Origin of the sequence: Lacinutrix sp. MedPE-SW (assembly GCF_001874145.1) — a bacterium.
Taxonomy (GTDB): domain Bacteria; phylum Bacteroidota; class Bacteroidia; order Flavobacteriales; family Flavobacteriaceae; genus Lacinutrix.
Genome location: NZ_MPCX01000004.1, coordinates 14597 through 26497, shown reverse-complemented (window position 1 = coordinate 26497; position 11901 = coordinate 14597). Strand labels below are relative to the sequence as shown.

Below are 11901 nucleotides of genomic sequence, written 5' to 3'. Positions count from 1 at the left end.
CTTTGTTTAAGTACTAAACCGCAATTATTTTTATGAGATGTTAGGTGCAGTATTTTTCTTTCAGTTCGTTCCAAATTCCGTTTTCGTTACTTTCAAAATATTTGAATTTAAGTTCTTGAGTTGGTTCAGCAGATTCATAAAATTTTGAATCCAAATCATTCAATTCTTTCATTAGAAATTCATTGTCATATATTTCCGATGTTTCAAAAATTTCATATAATTCTCGACTATTTATTTTTCTATTCAGGTTTTCAGTCGATTCGTTATGTTTGAGCATAATTTTTACAGCTTTTTCTAAAATATTTTTTGTGTTATTTGCTCCAATTAATTCCAAACTCTCTATTGTCTCATTTATGTATTTTCCAGATGAGTTCGTAAAGAATTGAAGAAATCCGCCATTATTCACTTCAGACTCAAATTCATTAATCAAATAGACTGTTTTTAGCGTTTCTGGCATTTTTGAGAAAGAGACTTTTCCGTAATTGTCTTTTCTTCTTATTTTTTGAGTGAAATAATATATTAAATCCTCTTTTTCATCTATGCTTGCTTTATTAAACAATTCCTTTGTCAATTCAGCAGAATTCACTTTTTGATTCCATTCGTCAGCAATTCCAGTTGGTTTATTTGTTTTTGATTTATAAAACCAAAAAGCTAAAATCACAATTACCAAAATGGGTATTATTAATTTATAATTCATCTAAAAGTTTGTTGGTTTGTCATATGGTAGCTAACGTGTTGACTACTATGAAAACGTTTAAATGTTTTATATCAAACGATAGTTTAAATTACGAAGTTAATTTATTTTTTTAAATAGTTACTTGCTTTTTGCATAAGTATTTATAGTGTTTTAGCAAATAAAAACCGAATAGAAAATCTACGAGAATTTTTATAAGTAGGCTATAAATAACAATAAATTTTGTAAGGTGTTGGCAATCGTTTTTATTTAAAGTATTTTTCTGCATTTTCCCAAATATGATATTTGCTATGTTCACCTAAATAATAAAAAAATTTTCCATCTGGTTTAATTAGAATATAATTTCCATATCGCACCTCATAAGGAAAAAATAGTTTCTTGAATAAATTGTCTTTATCTTCTATCCAGTTTAATCTTCTATGATAATTATAATAAAGATTTTCACATTTCGTTGAGTGTATCCAAAATTGATTAATATTTGCAATTTTGTGAAGTTTTCTCGTGTAATCTCTATGTAAGACATTCCAAGTAGACCTAAAATTTCTATTTTCTTTTTTTTTAGGATATGCTGTTAAATAGTTTATTACTATATTTTGAGTGGAATCGATTGCTTTATCGGTTAATACAGTTAAGTAGTTTTTTAAACTCTCAAAAGTCGTTTTATCAAGTTGTCCAAATTTTTTTCGAGTTACTAATAATGCAATTTGAGTAGTGTCATTCTCAAAATATAAGTCTAAATTTTTTCTATAATCTTTAGTTTTAATAAAATCTTGCTTACTTATTTTTTCTCCACTTTCATTATAGAAAATTATAGGTTTTTCTTGTCCGAAAGTTAAGCAAGTAAATAGTATAAATAAGAATGTTAATCTCATAGGTGGAATTTTGGGTAAAATGTTTGCAAACATGTTGACTGCTATGAAAACGTTTAAATGTTTTCTATTAAACTATCGTGTTTATTTGTGCTCTATTACGTTTTTAAACACCTAATTTAGTAAACAAGAACTGAATAAAAAATCCAATAGGATTTTTGTAAGTAGGCTAGAACAAGCAATTACTTATAGCCATTGTTAGGTGCTGGTTTTTATTCAGATTTCTTATTGGGTTTAACTCTTTTAATATTTATAAATGGGCTTTTAATTAAATAGAGGAATGATTGTTTTTCATCTGTATCAAATTCTGCCAATCCATATTTCATATCTTCTATTGGCATCATTTTAAAAGTTCCAAATAACCTATCCCAGATTATAAATATATCTGCATAGTTTGAATCTGTAAACATTTGATCTTGTTGATGGTGAACTCTATGGTGGTCTGGCATTACAAATAATAATCCTAAAGACGAATTCAACCACTTTGGGTAATTTAAATTTGCATGCTCAAAAAAGAAGAAGACATAAAGGATGAAATAATATAATGCCATAGAAAAAACATCTGTCCCAAATAGCGCAGCAGTAATTATATTTCCAATTCCAAATACAAGAATTAACTCTATAGGATGAAAACGAAAAACTGTTGAAGAATCCATTGTTGTATCGCTGTGGTGTACTCTATGAAATCGCCATAGTAAAGGGATTTTATGAGTTCCTCTATGAATCCAGTACGCTGTAATGTCATACAATGCAACAGAAATACAAAGTTTAGCCCAAACGGGTAATTTAATTAGATATAGAAGTCCAATATTGTTTTCATTTAACCATTCAATTGAAAACACTTGAAATGTAACAAAGAAGATATTCAAAATCACAAGTATAATTTGGAACAACACATTTTGGAATAAATGATTAATTCTTTTTTTGTAACTAAATGGCGATTGCATTATTTGCTCTAAAGAAAAGAAGAAGACAATTAATCCAATTACAATATAATTTGGGTCTATTTCCAATAATTTGTTTATTAAATCCATAGTTAAAAAAATATTAGATTAATTATCAAGGTGCATTTTTATAACTTGCACCTAACATGTTACCTGCTATAAAAACGTTTAAATATTTTATATTAAGCGATAGTTTGCACTACGCAAGTTAGTCTATTTTTAGCAAATAATCAATTGATATACAGTTGTTTATATTGTTTTGGGGAATGCGCTTAAAAAGGATTTGGTAGCAAACGGCTTTACTATTTCTATTTTTTTCGATTCGTAATTTAAACGATCCTTTTTTGTAAGATTTCGTTGCGTGTTTAAGTATTAAAGTTAGCAACTAAATCACAGATAGGAAGTTTGAAGGAATTTACAAAGTAGGCTATAACAAGCAATTATTTATAGTCATTATTAGCGGTAATTTTTTATTTTTTTGGTAGATATAATTTCATTTTTCCAATGTCTAATTTGTCTAAATGTCCCATTTTACTTTCGTCTTTTGTTATTAAATGCATATGTAAAAAAGAGTCGTGATGTGTAAAAACGCCTTTATGTTCAGTTGAGAAAAAGCCTATTATTTCAGCATCTTCATTTTCAATATTGTAATTCGTTTGTCCTTGATGAGCTTCATCAGGCGAAGACACTTTTGTTTCTTTGGGTAAATTTTGAATATGAATAATCGCATTAGAAACTTGTCCAATTAATTTAAAGGCGAAAGGTCTTTTGAATTTAGATGTTTTTTTGTCAATAAATTTTTCTAAATCCTGAATTGTATTTATGTAACTAGGTAAGTCAACTTCGTTCCATTCAGTTACGTTTCCATACACAAAAAATGGTGCTGTTGTTTTAAACGTTTTCTCAACGGTCATTGTCGCGTTTGATGTTACTTTTGATACATAGCTTTTTCCGTTATTAATTAGTAATTCACCTGTTAAATAGCTTACAGGTCCAAGACCATAAAGTCCATTTTTATCCGAGATTGTGTCAAGATTAATACTACTGTCTAATTCGCCTTTCCACATTACGTTTTTCATTGCTCCAACAATATTAATGCTAGGGTAAGTTTCTGTTTTATTCGTGTTTTTTTCTTTCTGTGTTGTATTGCAACTTATTAGTACAACTGCTAAAAGTGTAAGTGTTAAATGTTTGATATTCATATTGTTTTGGCGTTTTTTCTAAAAAATTTTATCATTGGTTAGTGTTTGAATCCAAGCCTTAGGGCATGAATAAGATTTATATTTTTATACTTTGGTTATCTAATTATCATCTTTTAATTCTGCAAAAACGACCTTTAGTTTATTAAAGGATTTAATGGATCGCTCATAGGCTTCTTTATTTAGATTTAAAGAGGTATTTCGTGCTAAAATATAATTCTGAAAATGGATTTCTTTTGCATAACTTTTTGAGGTTAATTGCATTTCAAAAAAGCTCACATTTTTAATTAAAAAATTCTGATAATAATCTTTAAACCCTAGAAAATCTAAATCTTCAACGGTTTTTATATCATTAAATGTTTCGTAAGGTTCTGAAATAGCATTACGTAAGTTTAAATCATCAAACAGTTTTAAGTCACCAGAGAATTTTAAGTTTTCATAAGTTACTGTTGATGGGTTAAAATAGTCTGTATCCATTAGCCTAAACGCTTTAGGTGGCAATTTTGGGTTATCGTAATCTTTGGTGTATAATATGATGCTTAATGTATCAACCTCTTTAAGCATTTCAATTGTATAATCATGAAGTGCATTTAACTGTTCTAGGTTGCGGTTGGCTTCATCTTCTAACTGATTAATATATAAATCGCGTAATTCTAAGTTGTTTTTGTCTTTTGCATTTTCGTTAATGGCTAATGCAATTAAAATACCTATTATTACCAGTACTATTTCGCCAATGGCGTATTTAAAGTATTTTCCGGTTTTTCCTTCTGAAAGTAAATTGAGCCTAATTTTTCTAAAAATTTTTATCATTTCATAGCGTTTTTTAATAATAAAGACTTTGTATTATCTAAATGGTTCGGTTTTAATAAAATATATTCAGTTTTATATCAATTTCTAAGTTAGTTTATTTTTGTATCGAAAGCAAATTACTGTAAATGAGGGTTATACATTAAAAAAAAAGACATTGTTTTTAAACAATGTCTTTTTTAATTTTAAAAAAAATTATCCGTTTAGCCTGTTATGGTTTAGGCGTTATATTATTTAAAATTAGTTTATTTTAAAAAAAAGTAAAGATTTATAATGCGTTAAAATATTCAATTAATTTAGTAACTGCTTTGCCACGATGTCCAATTTTATTTTTTAGAGTTAAATCCATTTCGGCAAAAGTTTCAGTATAACCGTTTGGCATAAAAATAGGATCGTAACCAAAACCTTGTGTGCCTTGTTTGTCTTGGGTAATTTTGCCTTTGCAAATGCCTGTAAATGTTTCTAGATTCCCGTTTAAATGTAAAGCTATTACGGTTTTAAATTGGGCGTTTCGGTTTGGTTTTTCAATTAAATTATTTAAAAGTAAATCCATATTATCGTTAGCATCACGTTGTGGTCCTGCATAACGTGCGCTAAAAACGCCAGGTTCATTATTTAGGCTTTCAACTTCTAAACCTGTATCGTCTGCAAAGCAATCGTAACCATAATGTTCTCTAACATATTTGGCTTTTTGTATGGCATTACCTGTAATGGTATTTTGTGTTTCTGGTACGTCTTCAAAACAACCTATATCTTTTAAGCTTAATAGTTTAATATGGTTAGGTATTATACTTTGAACTTCTTTAATTTTATTAAGGTTGTTTGTGGCAAAAACTATTTGCATAATTTATTTTTTTATTAAAAGGTGTAACAAAGTTATATAAACAACGTCTTACTTGGTATGAAAAAAATAATTTTAATAAACGCTGTTATTTGGGCTATTGTAATATTACTTGGCTCTTTTTTGTTTAAAGAACATACATACTGGAAATACTTTTTTGGCTTTGCTTTAATTGCAGCCTCAATAATGAATGGTTTATTATCTAATGCCGTAAAAAAGAAAACTAAAACGTGTAAGGTTTTAAGTAAAAAACAATAAGCTATTTACCTGTGGTGGTAAGGTTCATTTTTTAAAATTGTAAAACCACGGTATAACTGCTCGATAATAAATAAACGCACCATTTGGTGAGAAAATGTCATTTTAGAGAGTGATACTTTTCCTTTGGCTTTTGCATATACATCTTCACTAAAACCATAAGGTCCGCCAATTACAAAAACCAGTTGCTTTATACCAGAGTTCATGTGTTTTTGTAAATAGTTTGAGAAACCAACGCTATCAAACTGTTTTCCGTTTTCGTCTAATAAAATTAATGCATCTGTAGTACTTATTTTGCTTAATATAAGTTCACCTTCTTTTTGCTTTTGTTGAGCTTCACTAAGGTTTTTAGTGTTTTTAATATCTGGAATTATTTCTAGCTTAAACTTTATATAAAAGCCTAAACGTTTTTTGTATTCGTCTATTAAAGCTTGAAGCTGCTTGCTATCTGTTTTGCCAATGGCAATGAGTTTAATGGTCATAAACCAAAGATAAAACTTTCAATTTGAAAACTTCATTTTTTTGAATTTCAATCCTTATTTTAGCATTAAACAATTTCAATAATGATAACGAAAGCACAATTTGAAAAAGAAATAGAATTAATAATCTCTAACGCTATTAGAGAAGATGTTGGTGATGGCGATCACAGCTCATTATCTTGTATTCCGGCAACAGCGCAAGGTAAAGCAAAACTATTAGTTAAAGATAATGGTATAATTGCAGGAGTAGCATTTGCTAAGCAGGTTTTTGCTTATGTAGATCCAGAAATGACTGTAGAAACTTTAATAGAAGATGGTAGCGAAGTAAAACACGGCGATATTGTTTTTTATGTTTCTGGTGCATCACAATCTATACTAAAAGCCGAACGTTTAGTATTAAATGCAATGCAACGTATGAGTGCGATTGCGACAAAAACGAAAACGTTTGTAGATTTATTAGAAGGAACAGGAACTAAAATTTTAGATACGCGTAAAACAACACCAGGCATTCGTGCCTTAGAAAAATGGGCAGTTAAAATTGGAGGTGGAGAAAACCATAGGTTTGCTTTATACGATATGATTATGTTAAAAGACAACCATATTGATTTTGCTGGCGGAATTACTAAAGCCATAGAAAAAACACAAGCCTATTTAAAACAAACCAATCGCGATTTAAAAATTATTGTAGAAGCAAGAGATTTAAACGAAATTGAAGAAATCCTTAAAACCGATGGTGTTTATAGAATTTTAATAGATAACTTTAATTACGAAGACACTAAAAAAGCCGTAAAATTAATAGGTGATAAATGTTTAACAGAAAGCTCTGGTGGTATTAACGAAAATACGGTTAGAGAATATGCACTTTGTGGTGTAGATTATATATCGTCTGGAGCATTAACGCACTCTGTATACAATATGGATTTAAGTTTAAAAGCTGTAGATTAAGGCATATTTTTATGGCAGAAACAGTAGAGGAAGAATTATTACAAGAAAAAGAAGTAGAAGTGCAGCTAAAACAAAAGCTGCTAAAAATTCCTGTACTTAATTACATCATAAAATTTTTAAGTAAAATAAAATTACCAGGATTAGAAGGTTTATCGCTTTACGATTTGTTAGAGCTTTATATTATTGGTATTGCTAAAGGAGCATTAACTGCGAGAGCCAGTGCTATTGCTTATAGTTTTTTTACTGCATTATTTCCGTTTTTACTATTTATAATAATAGTAATTCCATACATACCAGTACCAGATTTTGAAAATGATTTTTTACATTTTTTAGAGTCTGTTTTGCCACCAACAACAAGTGATTTTTTTTCAGAAGGTATTTTTGAAACCCTAAAAGGAAGTAATTCAAATAGTGGTTTATTATCAACCGTATTAATATTGGCTATCTTTTTAATGACTAATGGTGTAAATGCATTATTCTCTGGTTTTGAAAACTCATACCACGAGCAACTAACTAGAAATGTTGTTAAGCAGTATGTTTTTGCGCTAGGAGTGGCTTTAATTTTATCATTTTTACTAATAACTACAGTAGCAGTATTAGGGTATTTTCAAATTTATGTGGTAGATAACATCTTAGTTTGGTTAGACGATTATGGGTACGATACCAGACGAGAAACAGATTTTTGGGCGAATTTAGCGCAATATGCATTTTTTGTAGTTATGGTTTATTTGGCCACAGCAACACTATATTATTTTGGTACAAAAGAAGGTAGGCATGCAAGGTTCTTCTCGGTAGGTGCTTTATTTACAACCTTATTAATAATGTTAACCTCGTATTTATTTGGTTTATATATAGAGAATTTTGCACGTTATAATGAACTCTATGGTTCTATTGGTGCATTACTAATTTTGTTATTTTACCTTTGGTTAAATGCTAATATTTTACTGTTAGGGTTTGAGCTTAATGTTTCACTAATGCGTTTGCGCCAACAACATAATAATTATGAATAATATTGCATTTCTATTTGTATTTCTTTTTTCATGTTATGGCTTTTCACAAACCATATTTGGTAAATGGAAAACAGTAGACACTCATGATGTTGAAAAATCTATTGTAGAAATTTACAAGGCAAAAGATAATACAGTCTATGGCAAAATAGTTGAAATCTTACTAGAAAACAGAAAAAATGGAAAATGTACTGCATGTAAAGGTGAAGATAATAATAAACCAATTTTAGGTTTAAATATTATAAAAAACATGGAAAAACGTGGCGAGTATTATAAAAATGGTACCATTGTAGATCCTAAAAATGGAAAGACATACAGGCTAAGGTTAAGCTTAGACGAAAACAATAAAAACACTTTAATAGTTCGTGGTTACCTTGGGTTTTTCTACGAAACACAATACTGGAAACGTGTAGTAGAATAAACTACAACTTCGTTTTATACTCATTAATTAAAAGCATTTCAATATTTAAACAGTGAACTATTTTATAGACGTTATATTACCAATTCCATTAGAAAAACTGTTTACCTATAGTATAACTAAAGCAGAGTCTGAATTTTTAAGTGAAGGTATGCGCGTATCTGTACCTTTTGGAAAGTCTAAAATATACACAGGCTTAGTTGGTAAAATACATACAGAAGCACCAACAGTTTATGACGCAAAATCCATACATCAAATTTTAGATGAAACACCTATTGTAAATAATAAGCAAATGCAACTATGGCAATGGATAGCGACATACTACATGTGTACCATTGGCGAAGTTATGCGTACAGCTTTACCAAGTGCTTTTATTCTAGAAAGCGAAACCTTAATTAGCCGAAATTTAAACGCCGAAATAAAAGATACAGATTTAAAAGATGATGAATTTTTAATTTTCGAAGCGCTTCACCACCAATCGTCATTAAAAATACAGGAAGTCTCAAAAATATTAGATAAAAAAAATGTACTTCCCGTAATTAAGCGTCTAATTGAAAAAGAAGTAATATTACTGCAAGAAGAAATTTACGATAAATACAAGCCTAAATATGTGCGCTATGTAAAATTACAAGCAGAATATACAAGTGAAGTTGGTTTGCATAAGTTGTTAGAAGCATTAAGCCGTGCCGAAAAACAAAAGCAAGTAGTTTTTACTTTGTTTTCAATTTCTGCAAAAACAAAAAAGCCTGTAAAAGTTAAAGACTTAGTAGAAGAAAGTGGTGCTTCTTCAGCAATTATAAAGGCGTTAATAGATAAAGGTGTTTTAGAAGAATATCATATTCAAACCGATAGAGTACAATATGAAGGTGATGAAAATGAAGATTCAAAAACATTAAATACATATCAAACGGAAGCATTACAAAACATTCAAACAGCTTTTAAAACACATAATACAACCTTACTTCATGGTGTAACTTCTTCTGGTAAAACAGAAGTTTACGTAAAACTTATAGAAGCAGTTATTGCAAATGGTAAGCAAGTTTTGTATCTGTTACCAGAAATAGCTTTAACAACACAACTGGTGTCTCGCTTGCAAAATTATTTTGGAGAACAAGTAGCAGTATTTCATAGTAAATATTCGGCTCATGAGCGTGTTGAGGTTTATAATAATGTGTTGGGAAATTCCGCGAAAGCGAAAATAATTTTAGGTGCACGATCATCTATATTTTTACCGTTTAACAACTTAGGTTTAATAATTGTAGATGAAGAGCACGAACAATCTTTTAAACAATTTGATCCTGCACCAAGATATCATGCAAGAGATACAGCAATAGTATTAGCGCATTACCACAATGCTAAAATATTATTAGGTAGTGCAACACCAAGTTTAGAGTCATATTACAATGCACGAGAAAATAAATACGGTTTTGTAGAAATCACTAAACGCTATAATAATGTACAATTACCAGATATTGAAATTGTAGATATAGCAGATAAGTATAAAAAGAAAAAAATGAAAGGTCATTTTAGCGATAGAATGATTGAAGAAATAAATGAAACTTTACAAGAAGGACATCAAGTAATCTTGTTTCAAAACAGGCGTGGCTATTCGCCAATTGTAGAGTGCAATACCTGTGGTGAGTCGCCACAATGTCCAAATTGCGATGTAAGTTTAACTTACCACCAATACCGTAGTCAATTACGTTGCCATTATTGTGGCCATACCATTGCAATGTTATTAAAATGCTTGGCTTGTGGCACGCCAGGATTAGATAGTAAAGGTTTTGGTACAGAGCAAATAGAAAAAGAAGTACAAGCATTGTTTCCTAAATACAAGGTTGCGCGTATGGATTTAGACACTACACGTGGTAAACATGGTTACGAGAAAATAATTACAGCATTAGAGCAGCAGGAAATAGATATTTTAGTAGGTACCCAAATGCTTACCAAAGGTTTAGATTTTAGAAATGTAAAGTTAGTTGGTATAATGAACGCCGATAACCTTTTAAATTTTCCAGACTTTAGAGCTCACGAACGTAGTTTTCAACTTATGTTACAGGTTTCTGGTCGTGCAGGTAGAACAAAAAAACGAGGTAAGGTTTTAATACAAACATATAATCCTTATCATAAAATTGTACAACAAGTCTCTACAAACGATTATAAGAGTATGTTTGAAGAGCAGCTTCAAGAACGCTACAATTTTAAATATCCACCTTATTATAGATTAATAAAAATAACATTTAAACATCGTGATTATAATAGAGTAGAGCAGGCAAGCGATTGGTTTGCAAAATCACTTAAACAAGTTTTTAAATCTAATATATTAGGACCTGAGTTTCCGCCGGTATCAAGAATAAGAAATATGTATTTAAAAAATATTCTTATTAAAATACCTCAAAAACAATCTTTAGGTAAAACTAAAGATGTTATTAGAAAAGTAAATACAAGCTTTGAGGCGGTAAAAGATTTTAGAGCTGTTAGAGTAATTATTAATGTTGACAATTATTAATACAAAAAAAATCCTACTCGTTAGAATAGGATTTTATTAAGTTAGTTTTAATAAAAAACAACTATTTATTCGTTAAATATTATTTAACGCATCAACAAGCAATGTCTTTTTATTTCTACTTAAAGGTATCTCGTAAGAGCCAACTTCAACATTTTTACTGTTAAAGCGATCTACTTTATCTAGGTTTACAATGTAAGATTTGTGAATACGTAAAAACTTACCTTCTGGAAGTTCACCTTCAAAAGCTTTCATTGTAGAAAGTACAACTAAAGATGTATCTTCAGTAACAAGTTTAACATAATCACCTAAAGCCTCAATCCATTTAATGTCTCTAATGTAAACTTTTCGCTTTTTTAAGTTACTTTTTACAAAAATATGCTCGCCTTCAACTTCATTAAAGTCTAACTTTAATTTATGTTGTTCAACAGCTTTTTCAACAGCTTGATTAAAACGCTCTCTAGTAATAGGTTTTTGCAAATAATCTGTCGCGTCGTAATTAAATGCTTTAAAAGCATATTCTGTTTTACCAGTTACAAATATAATTTGTGGCTTATTATTTAATACGTCTAAAAGTTCAAAGCCATTAAGAACAGGCATTTCTATATCTAAAAATATTAAATCTACTTTTTGAGTGTTTAATCCATTTTTAGTTTCTAAAGCACTGCTATACTCAGCAACTAGGTTAAGAGAGCTGTTGTTTTCTATAAGCTTAACTATAGACAATCTTTGTATTGCTGAATCATCAACTACTACACAATTTAAAAACATAGTGTTTCGGTTATTTGGGTTTAATTATCGACAATGTTACAAAAAATTCGGTTTAAAACCAAAAAACATCGCTAAAATGTAAATTTTAACAATTTCTTTAGTTGAATTCGAATGCATTTAAATTTATTAAAAAGTGTTGTGTGGTTTAATAAAAAGACTTATTTTT

13 protein-coding genes are annotated in these 11901 nt (G+C 29.4%); 5 read left to right on the top strand and 8 right to left on the bottom strand.

Going from position 1 to position 11901, the window contains the following annotated elements; genetic code table 11:
• Nucleotides 1-40 precede the first annotated feature (40 nt).
• The 6 genes from BM549_RS05035 to BM549_RS05010 all read right to left on the bottom strand — a co-directional run bounded on the left by BM549_RS05035 (nt 41) and on the right by BM549_RS05010 (nt 5357).
• On the bottom strand, nt 41-697 hold the full coding sequence (locus BM549_RS05035) for a DMP19 family protein (protein ID WP_290469274.1): 657 nt from the start codon (nt 695-697) through the stop codon (nt 41-43).
• Between the two features lie 242 nt (nt 698-939).
• Nucleotides 940-1566 (bottom strand): hypothetical protein, encoded by a 627-nt coding sequence (locus BM549_RS05030; protein WP_290469273.1) that lies wholly within the window; start codon nt 1564-1566, stop codon nt 940-942.
• Between the two features lie 209 nt (nt 1567-1775).
• A complete protein-coding gene (locus tag BM549_RS05025; RefSeq protein ID WP_290469272.1) occupies nt 1776-2597 on the bottom strand; it encodes a sterol desaturase family protein in 822 nt (273 codons plus the stop codon).
• A 380-nt stretch (nt 2598-2977) separates the two neighbouring features.
• A complete protein-coding gene (locus BM549_RS05020; protein ID WP_290469271.1) occupies nt 2978-3709 on the bottom strand; it encodes an acetolactate decarboxylase in 732 nt (243 codons plus the stop codon).
• A 99-nt stretch (nt 3710-3808) separates the two neighbouring features.
• Nucleotides 3809-4516, bottom strand: coding sequence for a DUF6090 family protein (locus BM549_RS05015; protein ID WP_290469270.1), 708 nt, complete (start codon nt 4514-4516; stop codon nt 3809-3811).
• A 265-nt stretch (nt 4517-4781) separates the two neighbouring features.
• Nucleotides 4782-5357 carry a non-canonical purine NTP diphosphatase gene (locus BM549_RS05010; protein WP_290469269.1) on the bottom strand — a complete coding sequence of 192 codons (576 nt, stop codon included), beginning with the start codon at nt 5355-5357 and terminating at the stop codon, nt 4782-4784.
• 57 nt (nt 5358-5414) lie between these two features.
• On the opposite strand from BM549_RS05010, the gene BM549_RS05005 reads away from it, so the two are divergent.
• Nucleotides 5415-5612 carry a hypothetical protein gene (locus tag BM549_RS05005; protein WP_290469268.1) on the top strand — a complete coding sequence of 66 codons (198 nt, stop codon included), beginning with the start codon at nt 5415-5417 and terminating at the stop codon, nt 5610-5612.
• Between the two features lie 5 nt (nt 5613-5617).
• Here BM549_RS05005 and rlmH read toward each other — a convergent pair whose 3' ends face one another.
• Nucleotides 5618-6091, bottom strand: a complete 474-nt coding sequence (rlmH, locus tag BM549_RS05000) for a 23S rRNA (pseudouridine(1915)-N(3))-methyltransferase RlmH (RefSeq protein ID WP_290469267.1) — start codon at nt 6089-6091, stop codon at nt 5618-5620.
• Nucleotides 6092-6172: 81 nt separating this feature from the next.
• On the opposite strand from rlmH, the gene nadC reads away from it, so the two are divergent.
• Genes nadC through priA form a run of 4 tightly spaced genes read left to right on the top strand, consistent with a single transcriptional unit; the run spans nt 6173 to nt 10967 of the window.
• On the top strand, nt 6173-7033 hold the full coding sequence (nadC, locus tag BM549_RS04995) for a carboxylating nicotinate-nucleotide diphosphorylase (RefSeq protein ID WP_290469266.1): 861 nt from the start codon (nt 6173-6175) through the stop codon (nt 7031-7033).
• 11 nt (nt 7034-7044) lie between these two features.
• Nucleotides 7045-8043, top strand: a complete 999-nt coding sequence (locus BM549_RS04990) for a YihY/virulence factor BrkB family protein (RefSeq protein ID WP_290469265.1) — start codon at nt 7045-7047, stop codon at nt 8041-8043.
• Entirely contained in the window at nt 8036-8461 is a 426-nt protein-coding gene (locus tag BM549_RS04985) for a DUF2147 domain-containing protein (protein ID WP_290469264.1), read from the top strand. Before BM549_RS04990 ends, BM549_RS04985 begins: the two co-directional genes overlap by 8 nt.
• Before the next feature lie 52 nt (nt 8462-8513).
• On the top strand, nt 8514-10967 hold the full coding sequence (priA, locus tag BM549_RS04980; RefSeq protein ID WP_290469263.1) for a primosomal protein N': 2454 nt from the start codon (nt 8514-8516) through the stop codon (nt 10965-10967).
• A 72-nt stretch (nt 10968-11039) separates the two neighbouring features.
• On the opposite strand, the gene BM549_RS04975 is transcribed toward priA, so the two are convergent.
• On the bottom strand, nt 11040-11735 hold the full coding sequence (locus BM549_RS04975) for a LytTR family DNA-binding domain-containing protein (RefSeq protein WP_013870678.1): 696 nt from the start codon (nt 11733-11735) through the stop codon (nt 11040-11042).
• Nucleotides 11736-11901 lie beyond the last annotated feature (166 nt).